Source organism: Methylicorpusculum oleiharenae, from assembly GCF_009828925.2.
In the GTDB taxonomy this organism is placed as follows: domain Bacteria; phylum Pseudomonadota; class Gammaproteobacteria; order Methylococcales; family Methylomonadaceae; genus Methylicorpusculum; species Methylicorpusculum oleiharenae.
In genome coordinates this window covers 2485668-2503424 of record NZ_WUTY02000001.1, presented here as the reverse complement: position 1 = coordinate 2503424, position 17757 = coordinate 2485668, and the positions used below count along the sequence as shown (strand labels likewise).

Genomic DNA, 17757 nt, shown 5'->3' with positions numbered 1-17757 from the left:
ACACACGCCAATTTCAATGCTGTTTCTTCGGTTAAATCAGCTTTACTGTTATACCTTTCGCGCTTCAAATTTCGGCAGTGCCTAAGGAGGCAACGGGGTGTTCGGCAAAGGCTTTGCCAGCATGGGTGTATTTACGGCGTACTTTGACGGGCACCCCGATGCCGAATTTCGATCTACGATGGGTATATTAACTGTTTAAGGTAATTGGGCGAAAAACCGAGCCATTGTGCCAGTTCGGTTTTGGAATACTCGCGTTCTTCAAGTAAATCAAAAATTTTCGCTCCCGGCGGTGATACCCAGTCAGGGTAAAATAAAGTGTATTTATTAGCCATTAATGACCTCTGGTAAATAGGATTTTTACTTAATTTGCCAAGAAAGGATAAACAAATCTTCAATCGCCATATTTTGGTTGAGCTTGCTTTCTAATTGACCAATCAGCGTTTCCCGCCGTTCATCTATTTCATCTTGCCGGTCAAATAACTCTTTGCGCTGTTTATTGCGTGTACGCTCTAGCTCGTGTTGTTGCTTTTGAAAGGACAGTTTTTCTTCCAGCGTTGGCGCTATCTTAGCGTTGCGTCGTACTTCCTTGATTTGCTGGTCGGTGTCTTTAATGCTTTGTTCAAGCCCAAATTTCAAATCATCCGCCCAGTCTCCAGTTTGCTGACTTCTTCTTCAAAAAAGCTCAAGTTGCTCTTGTTGACCATTTTAATGATGTCGCTTTGCGCACTAGTCAGAGACTGCTCAATCTGCTGATTGGAACTAACGAAGCTTTGTATGCAAACTGATGCCGGACATTGCATGATTTTTTTGTACCGTCTCAGCAGGCAGTACTTGCCCAGTCTCGGTGACGGCAGCAAACAACAAAAGATCTTCGCTACGATCCAATGCATCAATGCTAAAACGCTGTAATTTCAATTGGTCGTCAATCTGTGCGTAAGATTTTAGTTGGTGTTGCGTGACCGCCCAAAACCAGCGACTGATTTTATCCAGGCGCTGTTCTGCCTGATCCAGTTGAAGTTTAAGCAAGTCGTGAATATCTTCATCAAAGTTTTCCAGCAAATTTTTGCCCGTAACGGTGGCAACGGCCAATACGCTGCTCTACACGTTGCGGATTCCTGAATAAGTCGTAGTTGATGAGTAGCGAACCAAATTGCCGGTTGACACCTTCCTCACCGGCTTCCGTGGCGATCATGATTTCTGCATGATGTTGGAAGTGGTCAATCAGCGCCTTTCTTCTGTCTATACTGTGTTGTAGAAACGGTCCACACCCACATTAACCTCATTAAAACTTAAAAGTTTAAGTTCATATAGTTTTACAATAGCCACGACGATTTAGGTTTTTAAATACAGTGAACTAAACAGCCCCTAACCATTCATGAATACCATCGATATAGAACAGATAAAGACGTATCTTCTAAACCTGCAAGATCGGATCTGCAGTGCTTTGGAAACTCAAGAAACCGGCCCAGGTTTTATCGAAGATAACTGGATCCGGCCGGAAGGCGGGGGCGGCAGAACGCGTGTGCTGACCGGAGGAAAGGTAATCGAACAAGGCGGCGTCAACTTTTCCCATGTTTACGGCGCACATTTACCTCCTTCTGCCACGGCAGCCCGACCGGAATTGGCGAACCGGAAATTTCAGGCCATGGGCGTTTCGTTGGTCATTCATCCGCTCAACCCATTCGTTCCAACGTCCCACGCAAACGTCAGATTTTTTGTTGCCGAAAAAGCCGGTGAAGATCCTATCTGGTGGTTCGGTGGTGGCTTTGACCTGACCCCTTTTTATCCGGTCGAAGAGGATGTCATTCACTGGCACCGAACCGCAAAAGCGGCATGCGACCCTTTTGGCGCGGACGTTTACCAAAACTATAAAACGTGGTGTGACAACTATTTCTATTTAAAACACAGAAACGAAACCCGTGGCGTAGGGGGTCTATTCTTCGATGATTTGAATGAATGCGGCTTTGAGCGCAGTTTTGCATTCATGCAGAGTGTGGGCGATCATTACATAGACGCCTATCTGCCGATTGTCGAAAAACGCAAAAATACGGCATACGGTGAACGGGAACGCGAATTTCAACTCTACAGGCGCGGACGTTATGTGGAGTTTAATCTGGTTTATGACCGAGGTACGCTGTTTGGCCTGCAGTCTGGCGGAAGAACGGAATCCATACTCATGTCGATGCCGCCTGTCGCGCATTGGAAGTACAACTGGCACCCTGAACCAGGAAGTCCCGAGTCACTCCTTTACGACCGCTATCTTAAGCCGCAGGCATGGCTGGATTAGATTTTTATCGTGCTCTGGACTGCCGATTGAAAAGGGTTAGCAGTCCTTTTCAACTCACACGCATGACATCGACCGAAACCAATAAAGTATGCTGACCGCCGCCGTATGCAACGCCTTTTAAAGGCGTCACATCACTGTAATCGCGGCCCCAGGCTAGAGTAATATGCTGGTCTGTCGGCATCTTGTTATTGGTTGGATCAAACTCGCACCACCCGGTACCGGGAATATACACCGCAAACCAGGCATGTGACGCATCAGCCCCTACCAGCCTTTGCACGCCCGGCATCGGTGTCGATTCAATGTAGCCACTTACATAGCGAGCCGCAAGTCCGTATGAGCGCAGACAACCGATCGCCAAATGAGCAAAATCCTGACACACACCCCGCCGGTGCAATAAAACGTCGGATAACGGTGTTGCAATCGTCGTAAACGCAGGATCGTAAGTAAAATCGTTGTATATACGGCGCATTAAATCGGCGACCGCATCGATCAGCGGTCTGTCGGGTGAAAATGAAGCTCCCGCATATCCGGCCAGATCACCACTGCTGACGACCATAGGCGAATCCAGCAAATATTGCCTGGCGTCCATCAGCTCAAAATCATCCTCAGTCCAATTGGCTTGCGCTAAAGTCCTTACCTGCGACTGAGCCTGAATGAACGGCGACTGCAATATAGACCTCGCCTCTTCCCACGTAATTGAACTGATGGGATTTTGCTGCTGAAGTCCGGAGTGGATAATCACATCACTCAATGCCGTCACAGTTAATTTGGCATGAGACTGCTGGATTGCAAAGTAAGCGACACGGTTACCGAAAAAGTCGATACGTTCTTTAAAGTCACTGGGCTCAGGACTTAACTCAAACCGGCTGGAAACACATTGCTGCCGCCAAAATTCCCGGGGTTGAAGGCGGGCTTCGTTCTGACACAAGCCTACCGGCTGACTATAGTGATAGGTTGTCGTGTGCGTGATATTGAACCTCAAAGCTCCTCCTCGGATTGGGTCGGCGTCAACTGATGGATATCCTGAGCATGACTGAAATAAGCCTGCGCTATCATGTCGGATGCTCGCCATAATCGTTCAGTGACACTGACTAACAATGAGTCCAGCTGACTGTAAACACCTTCATTCTGTTTGACTTTAGTCAACTCAACCAGATTGACCAAGCGTATATCCGTATAGGCCTTAAAAATATCGCGCTCTTGAGGGCTTAATTTTCCTGTATGCCGCTCAGAAGGCATGGCGGTAATATTTGAGCACAACTGCTGAAGCTGGTAAGCCAGTGATCGGGGATGTGTTTCATCCATTAATAACAGCTCCAGCACCATGGGCAACTTGATAAATGACCGGTAGCGCCGCTGATAAACACTGAGGCTGTCGGTTGAAATGAGCACCGCTTCCAACAGCCGGTTTTGCACGGCTTCCTCATGACGCAACACCACAGTGGAACGAAGCAAGGCAATCAGCATCAACGCCCTTTCCAGTCTTCGCCCGCTATCCAGCATTAACCAACCCGATTCGCGCGCCATACTTTCGCTGGTCAACCCCGTGAAGGCGACAATCCCGGTTATTAATTCATTAAGATGATCCAGTAAAGTCTCGATAGATAAGGGCTGAGCAATGACATGAAGCTGCCAGCGCTGTTGAATATCATCGACACATCGCCAAGTATCCAGGGACCAGAGATCCCGAATATTAAACGCTGAGTGGCGAAACGCATTCAGCGAATACGGCAACGCGCCTATCCGGTTTTGATCGCGCGCCAAAGACAGTAATTCAGCTTCAGGTTTATTCAATAAGCTTTCATCACCTCGGATAAAACCCGGATAGGTCACGGTAACCTGAGTCAGCGCTTTAAGCAGAACATGACGGCATTTGATGTTTACGTCGGTGGTATCCAGATTTTCCAGTATATTTTGCAATACGGTGCGCATCAACCGGGCCGCTGATTCAGAGCGTTCCAGATTTCGGCCTACCCAATAAAGATTATCGGCCGCCCGACTGGGCAAAGGCTCGAATACCGGCTCGACCAACTGATTACGGCGCGGCTTCAGCCATAAACTGACTTCATGCTCGGGCTTATCCGCCAATACCCAGGTATCTTTACTCAATCCCCCTTCCTGGTTGGATACGATAAACGTGTCGCGTTCCTTGGCAATCCGGGTCAGACCGCCCGGCATGGCTTCATAGCCGTTATCACCCGCAATAACAAAATTTCTTAAAATCGCATTGCGAGGCTCTATATGCCCGTCGACAAATGCCGGTACGGTTGAAAAGCCCACTTTTTCCTGACCCACAAACAGGTGAGGTTTAGCCAAAATCATCGCACGAAGATTTTCCTTTTCCTGCCGGCTTAATTGAGAACCGAATACCGTCCTTTTCATGGCACTGCGGTTAACGGCCTTGATCACCATTCTGTCGAGATTTTGCAGGACAAAATCACATTCTCGTTTTTGCCCGCACCACCAGGTCGCCACAGAGGGCAGCAGTAATTCCTGATTTAAGAAGTAGCGTGCCAGACGCGGCAAGAAGGCCAGCAAGCCGTTATTTTCCAGGACACTGCTTCCCAATGGATTGGCAATCGTGACGTTTCCCCGTCTGACCGCTTCCAGAATTCCCGCCACACCCAGCCGCGAGCTTGAGCGTAGCTCCAAGGGATCACAAAATGAATCATCCACACGCCTAAGAATCACATCGACCTGATGCAGTCCCTGAAGCGACTTTAACCATACCCGCCCATCCCTGACCGTAAGATCGTCACCCTGAACCAGCGTGTAGCCCAGATGCGACGAAAGATAAGCATGCTCAAAATAAGTTTCGTTAAGGGATCCGGGAGTTAGTACAACAATGCGGGGGAAATCTTTGTTATGTGCCGCCAGATTAGCCAGTCCACTGCGCAATGAACGAAAAAACCCGGATAAGCGATGAACATGGGCATCGCGAAACAGATCAGGCAAAACCCGGGTCATCACTATCCGGTTCTCCAGGGCATAACCGGCACCGGAAGGCGCCTGAGTACGGTTACCCAACGCCCACATCCGCCCATCAGGTCCTCTTGCAAGATCGGCGGAGTAAATAAACAGCTTTTGCTGACTGGCGTTTAATGAGCCAACACAGGGGCGTAAAAACCCCTCATGACCATAAATCAGCTCGATCGGTACCAAACGTTTTTTCAGTAAATTCTGTTCACCATACACATCCTGCAATATCAGGTTGAACAGTTCTGCCCGCTGAACCAAACCGGCGGCAATTTTATCCCATTCCTCGCTGCTGATGAGAAGCGGCACGGGATCCAGCTGCCATGGTCGTGCCTGGGTTTTTGAGTCGGCATAAACATTGTAAGTGACGCCATTATCCCTAAGGATTCTTTGCGCTTCCTGTCGACGCCGAGCCAATTCCTCGCCGCCCATTTTTTCGAGGGAGGCCATGAAGTTTTCCCAATAGGGCTGAACTTTACCCCGGGAAGCATACATTTCATCATAGCTGCCGAGCTGTGTCGCATAGTGTTGCGTCCCCAGATCACAGTTCACTTGATTGGCATTGCTTGAGCTGATCTGTTCCGAATCCATTGAATTAATACATTATGAGAAAGAAACCCTGGTTTCATTGTCCTGAATTTAATCCGTATGCCTTAACCTAAAAACGGCAGTCAGCCCACGAAAAGTAAGAAAACCCTCAATAATCAGTCTGTAGCCCCTGTGCAGCCATCAACCTTCTGGCTAACAGCTGAAACCGGATATCTCATTGATTATTATCGTACTTTGCAAGTTTTTAGTGGACCACAAGCCTTTTCCAAGAAAAGATCAGATTATCCTAAAAAAGCCATTGTCCAGGTAGATGTTGAAAAATCCATACCCACCTGCGTTTTAATCAACAAAAAACGTAACTACTCGCCCGCTTGGAATAGCGGGTGTAGGTGATTGATTGAAAAGCTTTCTGCAACAGGGACGTATTAATACGCCCTTTGAAATCAAGTACCTACACCCAATAAAACGGGAAAAGGGTGAGCAGTTACCAAAAAACAACATCAGGATTATTACCCCATCGTAGATCGAAATTCGGCACCGGGGTGCCCGTCAAAGGACCCGGTAAATACATCCATGCAGGCTCTATGCCGAACAACCCGTTGCCTCCTTTGGCACTGCCGAAATTTGAAGTGCGAAAGGTATAGCTTTGTAATCTTCCATAACTTCAATTTTTTCCAGCCGTCAACACTGCAGATGTGAGTCAGTCACATCTGCAGTGTTTATTTGATGTTTACCAGTACAGCATTTTATTTTCAGTTCCGGTACCTTAAGTCCAAGGTGTAAGGAAAATCTTTATTCGGCTCTTCTTGCGGCGGCGCCATAGGTCTAGGCTCGGCACCGGCAACAACGAATCGACCCTCCATCGGCTTATCGGAAGGCGCAACAGGTGATGTTGCCATAGGCGGCCGGATTATCGTTCCCGGAGTATGCCCATAATCCCAGAACCGCGTAATCCGGCGAGCCTCCGCCTCATACGCGTTAACCGGGAAGGCATCGTAACTGCGTCCTCCAGGATGAGCGACAAAATAGGTGCAGCCTCCAATCGCATGCCCGTTCCAGGTATCAATTACGTCAAACACCAACGGCGTATGTGGACTGATCGTAGGATGCAGTGCAGAGGGCGGCTGCCATGCCCGATAACGCACACCGGCCACATATTCGCCTTTACGCCCGGTATTACGCAACTGCAACCGTCTGCCGTTACAGGATAAAACATAACGCCCTTCGGTAAAGCCGGTCACCTTAACCTGCAGGCGTTCCACTGACGAATCGACATAACGCGCAGTGCCTGCCCGGCTGACTTCTTCACCCAAAACATGCCAAGGCTCAATCGCAAAACGCAATTCCAGATCCATATCATCGATCATGGTATTACCGTAGCGTGGAAAACGGAATTCGAAAAACGGGTCCAGCCATTCCAATTCAAACGGATAGCCTGCCCTTTGCAAATCCTTGACTACATGCTTCATATCCTCCTTGACGTAATGAGGCAGCATGAACCGGTCATGCAATTCAGTCCCCCAGCGCACGAGTTCATGCTTGTAAGGCTCACGCCAGAACCAGGCAATCAATGACCGTAACAGCACCATCTGCACCAACGACATACGGGCATGCGGCGGCATTTCAAAAGCGCGCAATTCTAAAATACCCAAGCGACCGGTTGAACTGTCCGGTGAATAAAGCTTGTCGATACAAAACTCGGAGCGATGAGTATTGCCGGTAATATCGGTCAACAAATGACGTAACAAACGGTCAACCAGCCAAGGTGCAGGCGATTCCCCTTCCGGCATTTGTTGAAAGGCAATTTCCAGCTCGTACAGCTTCTCGTCGCGTCCTTCATCGACCCGCGGCGCCTGGCTGGTGGGACCGATAAACATACCTGAAAACAGATAGGACAAACCGGGATGATGCTGCCAATAGGTAATCAGGCTTCGCAGCAAATCAGGCCGCCTCAACAAGGGGCTATCAATGGGTGATTCTGCGCCCATCGTAATATGATTGCCGCCTCCGGTTCCGGTATGCCTGCCATCCAGCATGAATTTTTCAGTGCCCAGGCGAACCAGGTGGGCTTGCTCGTAAAGCACGGTCGTTTTATCAACCAGTTCCTGCCAGGTTTTGGAAGGATGAATGTTGACCTCAATCACCCCCGGATCCGGCGTTATCATCAACCGCTCTATGCGGTAATCACGGGGTGGCTCGTAACCTTCGAGCACGACAGGAATCTTTAGCGATTCAGCCGTTGCTTCAACGCCAGCCACTAACTCCAGGTAATGTTCCAATAAGGTCATCGGCGGGAGAAAGACATGCATCATGCCATTTCTGACTTCTACGCAAATGGACGTATGCGGCACGCCTACTTGAACAGTTTCTTCGTCCCCTGCTGCTTGCTCAACTATTTCAGGATGGTCTTTGGCACGCTTTTCAAGATGACTGTACCGGCGAGTCACCTCACCATAGTAATCGCCCAGTTCCGGCAAATCCTGGAACAAGCTTTGCGGCTCGCCGCTGTCGCGCTTATCGGGGGCCACCCAGGGCAAACTGTCCAGAGGCTGCCGCATTCCCATCGGAGAGTTTCCGGGAATCAAAAACATAGCTCCGCGACGGAAATTCCAGGGTCCGCTTTGCCAGCGCTGACCTGACCAGTCCCACTGTATCGGCAGAGAAAAACCAACCGGCTCGCTTAAATCATTTTCAAGAACAGATGCCAGCGTCCGGCGATCCAGAGAATCTTTCAAATTGACTTTAAAAGGATCCAGGTTTTCCGGAATATTGCCTTCCTGCCAGACATAATAGAAAGCATCTTCAAACGCCGTCACAATGTATCGCGTCTTTATACCCAGACGCTGAGTCAGTTGACGCATGAATGCATAAGCATCTTTGACGGTAAATGTATGTTCTTTGGTGATGTCGGCGAGTAAATCGGGATTGCGCCAGACTGGAAAGCCGTCTTTTCGCCAAAAACACCCGTATTGCCAGCGCGGCAAAGGCTCACCGGGATACCATTTACCCTGGCCGTAATGCAGCATCGCACCGGCAGCAAAGGTATCACGCAAACGAAGCGTCAGGGCATGGGCTCTTTCCCGTTTGTGATCGCCATCAGCCAGGGTATTCCATTCGGCGCCTTCCATATCATCGACAGATACAAAAGTGGGCTCACCGCCCATGGTCAATCTGACATCGTCCTCTAGTAGCTGCCGGTCGACCTGCTGACCCAACGCATCGATGTAATACCACTGCTCGTCGGTATAAGGCTTGGTAACCCTGGGATCTTCATGCAAGCGGGTAACCGAATTATCAAATTCGAAAGACACTTCACATTTATCCGTGGCGCCCGAAACCGGTGCCGCACTGGCAGGATCTGGCGTACAAGCCAGCGGAATATGACCTTCTCCCGCCAACAGTCCCGAAGTAGGGTCCAGACCAATCCAACCAGCGCCAGGAATATAGACTTCCGTCCAGGCATGTAAATCGGTAAAGTCATGTTCAGGGCCGGACGGGCCGTCCAGCGATTTGACATCGGCCGTCAATTGCACCAGATAACCCGACACAAAACGGGCAGCAAGCCCCAAATGGCGCAGGATCTGGACTAACAGCCAGGCGGAATCACGGCAGGAACCGCTGCGTTTGGTCAGCGTTTCCTCACAGGATTGAATGCCGACTTCCATGCGTATGTTGTAACCGATATCCTGAAATACCTGGCGGTTAACATCGACTAAAAAGTCATTAATCGATCGTTTATCCTTTTTAAAGTTTTTAAGCCATTTCGTTAGTAATGGACCATCTTCAGTAATTACAAGATTAGGCTCCAGTTCTTTAAACAATTGGGCATCGTATTTAAAGGGATAGTCGACGGCATATTCTTCAACGAAGAAATCAAAGGGATTGATCACCGTTAAATCCGCAATCACTTCCACTTCGACGCTGAGCCTTTGGCATTTTTCCGGAAATACAACACGCGCCAAAATGTTACCAAATGGGTCTTGTTGCCAATTGATAAAATGCTCTTTAGGTTCAATTCGAAGCGCATAACCTTTAATCGGTGTTCTGCAATGAACAGCCGGTCTTAGTCTAAAGACATGAGGTGATAGAGAAACGGCGCGATCGAATTGATAGCTAGTCTTGTGGTTAATAGCCACCCGAATGGTCATATACTTTTCCTATTTTGGCACGTGAGATGAACGATCTACTGATGACTGACAAACAAGGCAAAACCGGGCACGACCCAAAAATAACTCTTCTTTGGTGCGCGCGCTTCATTATGGTGCACCAAAGGCCGTCGCTTTTTTAAAAACCAATCCAATGGATACTGATTGCCCCGTTTTAAAGCGTATTTTATGCTCGCTTCATCAGTCACAAATTACACATAATTAATTTAGCAATTTTCGAGCCCAAATAAACCGAATTCCAGAATAACCTTAACAAATGAGATTGGATCAGAATCAACTGCGATCAAAGCAAGAGACCCCAATCAATATTTCCTGAGCTTTAGCAATTTTTACAGATTGTGAGAGGGAGGTTTTCACCGTGATGACTTAAATCAAACGGGAAGTCATCAATTTATAATGAGGGTTCCGGGTAAAAGCTCTCGTGAGCAGAAGCACAAATCCGGCTCAAAACGCGGCAAATGTGTTTACCGCCGAAAAAACATCCCGGTCTTCAGCGGCATTAAATGTGGCAATATCTGAACGTAAAATCCGTTTTATTCGGCTTTTTCTTTTGAATCCGCAGACGCCTTGGGTGGTTCGACTGATGCGGATACTTGCGGCTCTTCCTCACCGGCCTTCTCTTCATTTAATGCGGCTTCTGTTTTATAAACTGCATCTTCGGCTGCCTCGGCTTCCTTGACTTTCAAACCCTCGATAAGATCTGTAAACCACTGATGTGACTTAATATTATTAAGATCCGGATCATTCAAAATGTCTTCAATACTGGGCAGGCTGCCATGCTCATCAGAATCATCCAGAGCCTTCAGGCATTCTTCATTTTCATTTCTTAGCGCATAGATACATGCCAGATTATACGACGCAGTACCTTTCTGGATTCTGTTGGCATTTAAAAAACTTTTCTTGGCCAGTTCATAGAGCTTATCCGAAGGGGGCACACCTTTAGTACGGGCCAGTTCCATGTAGGTAAAACCGCCGTCAATTGCGGCACCGAGAAAATCCGGATCAACGGTTAAACAAAAGTTAAACTTGGAAAGCGCATCTTCAAAAATGCTTATCGCTTCATCGCCCGATTTGGTTTTGCCTTGATGAAGTAAAGCAAACCCCCAGTTATAGAGCGTTTCACTGAACAATAAATCTTTTGCCAGAACTTCAGCAAAGCCTTTATAAGCCGTGCTGTATAACTGGTCGGCTTTAGCACCTTCATTTTTTCTTGCTTGCCTGACCTGCTTGATTGCAGCGTCAAGTTTTGATTTTTTAAAGAACGAGCCTAAAAAAGACATCTTTGCTCCTGAGTGATTGAGTTAATTATTATTAGAACGAACAGCATATCATCCTCATACAGGCGGTCAATGCTAAAGAAATCTTGACCTATACTTCGCGCGATCAAGTTTGCGGCTTTTATGGCAAGGCTATTTTGTTCGAGAGCAAAGTGCGGAAACAAGCGCATAGCAAGCTATGTAACTGTTTTCGCAAAGCTTCCGTTCCTGCTCACTCCCCTTACCTACATCCATGGAGGTAACGCCGCTATCGAACAAAAGAGCGCACTAGAAAACCGAAAATGTGACCGCGCGAAGTATCTTATCGCTTGCCGGCAATAAAGCGTTTTTTCTCCGGCTTGCGTTGAAGTTTGGCGGGCTTTTTGAATGAAGCCGGTTTTGAAATCGGCTTTTTTACAGGCCGTGAAGCGGGCACCTCTTTTTTGGCCTCTAAATTGACCGCCTCGTAACCGGTATCCAGCACTCTTGGAATCGGCTTTTTCAACAATTTTTCAATAGCCTTTAGTGCCATCGCTTCTTCAGGGCAAACCAGCGACACCGAATGACCGGGTAGCCCTGCTCTTCCGGTACGGCCGATACGGTGTATGTAATCTTCAGCCACTGAAGGCAAATCAAAATTTACCACATAGGGCAGCTGATCAATATCCAATCCCCTGGCTGCAATGTCGGTAGCCACCAAGACCTGGACCTTACCCAATTTAAAAGCATCGAGCGCTCTACTTCTTGCGCCCTGCGTTTTATCACCGTGCAAAACGGCGCATTTGATGCCGTCCTTGAGCAATTGCAAACCCAGACGATCGGCACCGTGTTTTGTTCTTACAAATACCAGAACGCCCCGCCACTGACCGTGGCCAATCAAATAGGATAGCAATTCCCGCTTGTACTCTCTTTTTATCGGGTAAAGAGATTGTATGACGGTATCGGCAGCCACACTGGATGCAGCAATTTCTATATCAACCGGTTTTTTCAACCACTGTGACGCCAAATGCTTGATTTCGCCGGATAAGGTCGCCGAAAACAGCAGGCTTTGTTTATCCGATGGCAGCATGGCCAATATCGCGTTGATCTCCTGACTAAACCCCATATCCAGCATCCGATCCGCTTCGTCCAGAACCAAAATGGACAACGCATCAAAAGTAACATGACCTTGCCGGATATGATCCAGCAGACGACCCGGTGTCGCGACTACAATATCACAGCCTCTTCGCAACCTTTGGGTCTGGCTGTTCATGCTCACACCGCCGTATATCAGTTCGGCAAACAAATTGACATGCTTGCCGTAATTGGTGACATTTTCATGCACCTGTGCAGCCAATTCTCGTGTGGGCGTCAATATCAAAGCCCTGACCGGACGCGGCTTGTTATAGGCCGTTTTGGATAAATGTTGCAGCATCGGCAAAGAAAATGCGGCCGTTTTCCCGGTCCCGGTTTGTGCTTTTGCCATGACATCGCAGCCCTTGAGAATCAGCGGAATGGCTTTAAATTGAATGGGCGTAGGAACTAGATAGCCCTGCTCAGTTACAGCCTGGACAAGTTCATCAGCAAGCCCTAGTGATTTGAAAGAAGTAGTTGAATCAGAATTCATTAATTTTGGTATCCAATTGACGGATCAGAGTTGAAAGTGGACGTTGTCATTATGCTAAACATCATGACAAGCCTGTTGGCTAATCCGGGATAACAACTTGCAACAACAATAAGCTTTATAACTTTTGGTCTCGGGTTGACCGGGTTTTAGTTCAGTGCAAAAAATAAAATCCACAAAAATGAATCTTAACTTGTTCAGCTAAAATTTTAGAGCATCCTGACTATTCAGCGTAGGATGAATTGCATGCTTTTCGCAACCCAACAAAGAACGCCTTGGTCTTGAATGTTGGGTTGGCTATCGCCAACCGCAACCTACATTGTATTCTTTAAGGCTTTTACAGCAAAACCAGAGCCGTCTTTAATGCACTATTTTTGGGCCCCATGCTCATTTTTTAAGGTTATATAATGTAGATAGGAATATTCGAGAAAAGCCTTCTCCTTGTCAGTTAATAGTCTGACAGCTTTAGCCGGCGATCCAACATAGAGATAGCCGCTGTCCAGTTTTTTACCGGGCGGCACCAAAGCTCCGGCACCCAACATGACATAATCTTGCAAAACGGCACCGTCCATGATAATCGCCCCAATACCAATCAAACAATAACTGCCAATCTGACAGGCATGCACAACAGCTCGATGACCTATTGTCACCCCTTTTCCTATCACAAGCGGATAGCCTTGGGGGTTATAAGGCCCGGCATGGGAGACGTGCAAAACAGAACCGTCCTGGACATTGGTTCCCGCCCCGATGAAAATTGATTCTACATCACCTCTGATTACCGAGGCAGGCCATACCGAGACATCGTCCTCCAGTGTCACATCCCCTATGACTACCGCAGACTCGTCAATATAGACGGACGCCCCAAGCTTGGGCTGTTTCCCATTAAAATTACGAATTGCCATAGTTTGCCTCTGTTTGTTCAGAATTAACACTATTCACATGCTCAAACAATAGAGTATCAAAGCCTCGTAGATTTTACGTCCTACGGTTACTATACACAGGTATTTTTTATCAATCTCGAGACTTAAGATGCGGTTAAGTTTATCACTGTTTAATTCCCGGCGATTGTATATACTGGGCTCAAGATACGAAATCGAATGCCTAATAAGTCAGATGAGCTATAATTTCCGGCTTTAGTGCTGACAGTAGTCATTTCACTTTACTCCTCAATTGTCAGCTATAATTTTTAAAAAAAGGTTCAGCTGTTCATATCGATGTGTTTAAGCCGTCAATATCATCGATTTTTAGTCCCTTTCCATTGAAAACTGATGCTACCCGTTTCAACTGATAGGATGGCGAATTGATTATGATCAACAGAAAATAATCGGATGTTAAATTAAATCGATTGCATCAATACCAATCGGTTTGCTAGAGAACAAACATGTATACAAAATACTTCGGACTCAACAAAAAACCTTTTTCTCTGATTCCCGACCCGGAATTTTTATTTCTCAGCCCACAGCATCGTAAGGCACTCAGTACCTTGCAATACGGATTGATGAGTCATGCAGGGTTTACTGTAATTACCGGCGAAATAGGATCCGGAAAAACCACTTTAATCCGGAGCATGCTGGGCAAAATTAAAGATCAATGCACCGTAGGCGTAATTACCAACACGCATAGCGCTTTTGGAGACCTGCTGACCTGGGTTCTTGGGGCTTTTAACATCACCCACGACACCAAAAACAAGGCGGAACGCTACGAATTGTTCGTCAGGTTTATCAATGAGCAAAATAAGAAAAAGCGCCGTGTTGTGCTGATCGTAGACGAAGCGCAAAACATGGAACTGGAAACACTGGAAGAATTACGTCTGCTCTCCAATATTAATGTCCATCACGAAATCATGCTGCAGCTTATCCTGGTTGGGCAACCTGAGCTGGTAGATAAATTGAATGACCCTCAATTAGTCCAGTTTGCGCAGCGTATTTCCATTGAGTACCATCTGACACCGCTTAATTTTGAAGAAACTGAACAGTATATAGAACACCGCTTGGCGACCGCCGGTTGTACCAAGAAAGTTTTCAACCGGTCAGCCTGTGCCGCCATTTTTTATTACACGGCCGGCGTCCCCAGATTAATAAACAACATCTGCGATTTGGCCATGGTTTTTGCTTTTGCAAATGATGCTACGGAAATTGGCTGGAAAACCATTATTGAAGTGATCAACGAGAGAAAAACCGGGGGTATCAAACGTTTCAGAGGAAAATATTGCCCTGAACCGGATTTAATGCAAAAAGTAGCGGAAGCAGAAAAATTACGCCGTGCAATTTTAGAAAAAACCGGTGTGGACATCTCTAAAATTCATTAAAGATCAGCAGGATACAAATCTGTTTCGCCCCCACTCAGTAGATAGCTCAACTCATTCCCAATCAAGGGTAGACTGGCCCGCCACAATCAATAACCCGTGTTATTTGCCTGTACTCACTTAAGCCGCATTTAAAACGGCATATCCCTATGCCTGAATATCAAAGGCTTACAAATCCTAGGAATCGTAAACTTTTATTGAGCGGGTTTAGGTTCTTCCACTGGCGCAGGTTTCAGGTCATCAAGTGCTTTTGATGTCGCATCAAGAGAACTGGAGGCTGCATCTTTGGAGGCATCTACGGCCTGAGCAGCACTCTCAGTGATGGCTGCGGCAGAGTCTTTCGCCTCTTCAACCACCTGAGACTGAACCTCTACAGCCTGATCAACAGCATCTTGAACTGCCGTCGCGGCGGCATCATTGACTTCTTTAACCGTTTCCACTGATTCGCTTATGATTTCGCTGGGAGCAGGAGCAGGAACGGCTTCTGTTACACTTTTAACTTCAGTCGGCGCTCGTTGAACTGCTTCAGTTTTTGCCGCTTCGGTATCTTCAGATTTATCACAGCCAGCCAGTGCAACCAAACCCGCCACGCCAATAATTAGTAGTTTTTTAGATTTCATAGCATCCTCATTTTGTTAAATTTATGATGATAAATTAGGTTTCGTCAAATTTTAAAATACTCTTTCGCTGTGCGATCGAATTGGCAATGTAAATGACACGCCAGCATTTGTCCCAATTTACTGCCCGGAAAAAACTCTATACAAACGCAATGACTTACGCAGTCAAACTCAACCATGTTCATCTCATTTCAAAATTTGTTAAACAATCACTTTTATCTGTATCTATTAATAGCTGAAAGTTTCTTAATCACTGTCTCAAAACGACATTAAACCAACTCAAAATGATCACCCGCGGAAGTTGTATGCATCATCCTGCCCAACTTGAATGTCATCAACTGACCTTTTCTATCAAAACTGACTGTCTGGCCTGACTTCATGATTCCGGAAGACAAAAGCAAACTGTCTCTGACCCGTAGCGCTGTAATTTTAGGTATAAATACAGCCCAAAAACCTTCTTTGTGGACTGAGGAAGAACTTATTGACCAGACCGCTTCCGATTCCAGCGCAATCAATTCAATACCCAATCGAATGGACTGGTTATCCAGCTTATTGATTCTTTTGAGGAGACCAATTTCCAGTCTTTTACCCTTATTCTGTTTAATGCCTAAAAGCTCGCCGACTTTTACCCGGCCTTTTTGTGGTTTCATTATGAAGCCGTAGCCTTTTATACTGGTGTCAATAAATTCAAAACCAACCTCCGGACTTTCCGCACCGCCCCGATTATCCAGTCCGTCTGCGGGACCGGCGTCTGATCCGGTTGTCTTATTCTCATGATCTTTTCCTAAGTCAGGCCATGGGATTTTAGGTTTGGATTTTGAAAAATGCGGTTGCTTTGTTCGAGAATCGAAATCAGTGTCTAACGGCACTAAATCCAGATCAGGCACTTTCCAAAAACCCAACATTTCTTCGTGCTTGACAACGGGTAAAGGTATTTTTTGGGTAATCGTTTTCTCATGTCCAGCCGCCAGATAATTGACAATGCTGCCAAATCCCAAATAGGCGCTGATCTCTCCATGAGCGACCAGCCTGGTGTATTTTCGGCTATGCACCAGACTCAAAGAATTAACGGCTTTAACTAAAAGCGTCCCTATTGCCTTTTGCTGTGATGTTTTCACGCCCGGTTCTAAAGGCAGCATCTTATTGATCTGCATGGCGACAGGAAAAACATCTAAATACCGACTGAAAGAATCATGCTCCGTTATCCTTTTAGGCGCAGACTCATTTTCAAAATTGAATCCATAGGTATTTTGCAAAACATCCACTTCAACGGTGTCCTCAATATGCGCATAGTCAACATAGGATTCCAGTAATTCTTTGAGCCCTTTCATTTCCCGTGGACTCAAACTTTGACAGTCACACACTTCAAAAATGAGAATATTCTTGAAGACAGCGTCAATTGTCCTGGTTTTATAAGTCAATTCAGGTAACATCAAATCAACCAGATTCAATTCTTCAGCCAATTTAAAAACAAGGTAGCATTTCGCCCAAAAATGATCCTCCAATTCGGCATAGACCATCTTTCTGAGTAACTGAATTTGTGCTGAAGCGTGCAGCGCCAAATATAAAACAAGAGCCTGTTCCTGTCGCGTAAGAACACCATTAGGCTGGTGACCCAGTTCCGAAACCATCGCCAGCAAACCAGCAAATAAAGCTCTGAAAATAGCGTTTGCCACCCCCATTTGCGCTTCTTCATCATCCGTCACCGGAAACTTTGTATCCAGTAAAACTCTGTCAATTTTTTCAACCAGATTATCTGCAACCGGAGTGATTTGTTCGTATAACTGGCACTTAAGTTTTGGTGGCAGAGACAAGCCGTTCAGCTGATTCAAGACAGCATTAAGCTGGCAACAGGCTTTATACGGATCTTGCAAATTCAATCCATTTAACCAGTCAAGCAATGCCGGCTTGGTGAGATGGAATGGCAAAGCCGAGATTAAATCAGCACTGGATTCTTTTAAATTACCGTTCATTATTTCCTGTTCTACAGCGTAATGT

General features: G+C 46.7%; 14 protein-coding genes. 2 read left to right on the top strand and 12 right to left on the bottom strand.

The window, feature by feature from the left end; translation table 11 throughout:
- Positions 1 to 173: 173 nt before the first annotated feature.
- The 4 genes from GO003_RS11345 to GO003_RS11330 all read right to left on the bottom strand — a co-directional run bounded on the left by GO003_RS11345 (position 174) and on the right by GO003_RS11330 (position 1243).
- Positions 174 to 332 (bottom strand): hypothetical protein, encoded by a 159-nt coding sequence (locus tag GO003_RS11345; protein ID WP_159655123.1) that lies wholly within the window; start codon positions 330 to 332, stop codon positions 174 to 176.
- A gap of 25 nt (positions 333 to 357) precedes the next feature.
- Positions 358 to 636, bottom strand: coding sequence for a hypothetical protein (locus tag GO003_RS11340; protein WP_159655121.1), 279 nt, complete (start codon positions 634 to 636; stop codon positions 358 to 360).
- A 123-nt stretch (positions 637 to 759) separates the two neighbouring features.
- A complete protein-coding gene (locus GO003_RS11335) occupies positions 760 to 1059 on the bottom strand; it encodes a hypothetical protein (RefSeq protein WP_164505711.1) in 300 nt (99 codons plus the stop codon).
- The gene (locus GO003_RS11330) at positions 1043 to 1243 is read right to left on the bottom strand and encodes a helicase-related protein (protein WP_164505713.1); all 201 of its coding nucleotides are present in this window, start codon (positions 1241 to 1243) and stop codon (positions 1043 to 1045) included. The genes GO003_RS11335 and GO003_RS11330 overlap by 17 nt, the downstream gene beginning before the upstream one ends.
- Before the next feature lie 132 nt (positions 1244 to 1375).
- Between GO003_RS11330 and hemF the strand changes: the two genes are divergently transcribed.
- Entirely contained in the window at positions 1376 to 2287 is a 912-nt protein-coding gene (gene hemF / locus GO003_RS11325; RefSeq protein ID WP_159655119.1) for an oxygen-dependent coproporphyrinogen oxidase, read from the top strand.
- Between the two features lie 49 nt (positions 2288 to 2336).
- Here the strand turns inward: hemF and GO003_RS11320 are convergent, their stop codons facing one another.
- The 6 genes from GO003_RS11320 to GO003_RS11295 form a co-directional block, all read right to left on the bottom strand.
- Positions 2337 to 3269: a transglutaminase family protein gene (locus GO003_RS11320; RefSeq protein WP_159655117.1), complete on the bottom strand. Its 933-nt coding sequence runs from the start codon at positions 3267 to 3269 to the stop codon at positions 2337 to 2339.
- A complete protein-coding gene (locus GO003_RS11315; RefSeq protein ID WP_159655115.1) occupies positions 3266 to 5854 on the bottom strand; it encodes a circularly permuted type 2 ATP-grasp protein in 2589 nt (862 codons plus the stop codon). Before GO003_RS11315 ends, GO003_RS11320 begins: the two co-directional genes overlap by 4 nt.
- A gap of 710 nt (positions 5855 to 6564) precedes the next feature.
- The gene (locus tag GO003_RS11310; RefSeq protein ID WP_159655113.1) at positions 6565 to 9960 is read right to left on the bottom strand and encodes a transglutaminase family protein; all 3396 of its coding nucleotides are present in this window, start codon (positions 9958 to 9960) and stop codon (positions 6565 to 6567) included.
- A gap of 551 nt (positions 9961 to 10511) precedes the next feature.
- A complete protein-coding gene (locus GO003_RS11305) occupies positions 10512 to 11258 on the bottom strand; it encodes a TPR end-of-group domain-containing protein (RefSeq protein WP_159655111.1) in 747 nt (248 codons plus the stop codon).
- A gap of 298 nt (positions 11259 to 11556) precedes the next feature.
- Positions 11557 to 12840 carry a DEAD/DEAH box helicase gene (locus GO003_RS11300; protein WP_159655109.1) on the bottom strand — a complete coding sequence of 428 codons (1284 nt, stop codon included), beginning with the start codon at positions 12838 to 12840 and terminating at the stop codon, positions 11557 to 11559.
- A gap of 365 nt (positions 12841 to 13205) precedes the next feature.
- Complete coding sequence (locus tag GO003_RS11295) at positions 13206 to 13739, bottom strand: gamma carbonic anhydrase family protein (RefSeq protein WP_159655107.1); 534 nt, start codon at positions 13737 to 13739, stop codon at positions 13206 to 13208.
- A gap of 479 nt (positions 13740 to 14218) precedes the next feature.
- Here GO003_RS11295 and GO003_RS11290 point away from each other — a divergent pair, with 479 nt between their 5' ends.
- Positions 14219 to 15145, top strand: a complete 927-nt coding sequence (locus GO003_RS11290) for an ExeA family protein (protein WP_159655105.1) — start codon at positions 14219 to 14221, stop codon at positions 15143 to 15145.
- A 191-nt stretch (positions 15146 to 15336) separates the two neighbouring features.
- Here GO003_RS11290 and GO003_RS11285 read toward each other — a convergent pair whose 3' ends face one another.
- Both GO003_RS11285 and GO003_RS11280 read right to left on the bottom strand, forming a co-directional pair.
- The gene (locus GO003_RS11285; protein WP_159655103.1) at positions 15337 to 15762 is read right to left on the bottom strand and encodes a hypothetical protein; all 426 of its coding nucleotides are present in this window, start codon (positions 15760 to 15762) and stop codon (positions 15337 to 15339) included.
- Positions 15763 to 16028: 266 nt separating this feature from the next.
- Positions 16029 to 17732, bottom strand: coding sequence for a hypothetical protein (locus GO003_RS11280; RefSeq protein WP_159655101.1), 1704 nt, complete (start codon positions 17730 to 17732; stop codon positions 16029 to 16031).
- Positions 17733 to 17757: the final 25 nt, after the last annotated feature.

Coding starts and splice junctions, on each gene's coding strand:
- GO003_RS11345 (WP_159655123.1), bottom strand. CDS start 332: ATGGCTAATAAATACACTTTATTTTACCCTGACTGGGTATCACCGCCG.
- hemF (WP_159655119.1), top strand. CDS start 1,376: ATGAATACCATCGATATAGAACAGATAAAGACGTATCTTCTAAACCTG.
- GO003_RS11315 (WP_159655115.1), bottom strand. CDS start 5,854: ATGGATTCGGAACAGATCAGCTCAAGCAATGCCAATCAAGTGAACTGT.
- GO003_RS11310 (WP_159655113.1), bottom strand. CDS start 9,960: ATGACCATTCGGGTGGCTATTAACCACAAGACTAGCTATCAATTCGAT.
- GO003_RS11305 (WP_159655111.1), bottom strand. CDS start 11,258: ATGTCTTTTTTAGGCTCGTTCTTTAAAAAATCAAAACTTGACGCTGCA.
- GO003_RS11300 (WP_159655109.1), bottom strand. CDS start 12,840: ATGAATTCTGATTCAACTACTTCTTTCAAATCACTAGGGCTTGCTGAT.
- GO003_RS11295 (WP_159655107.1), bottom strand. CDS start 13,739: ATGGCAATTCGTAATTTTAATGGGAAACAGCCCAAGCTTGGGGCGTCC.
- GO003_RS11290 (WP_159655105.1), top strand. CDS start 14,219: ATGTATACAAAATACTTCGGACTCAACAAAAAACCTTTTTCTCTGATT.
- GO003_RS11285 (WP_159655103.1), bottom strand. CDS start 15,762: ATGAAATCTAAAAAACTACTAATTATTGGCGTGGCGGGTTTGGTTGCA.
- GO003_RS11280 (WP_159655101.1), bottom strand. CDS start 17,732: ATGAACGGTAATTTAAAAGAATCCAGTGCTGATTTAATCTCGGCTTTG.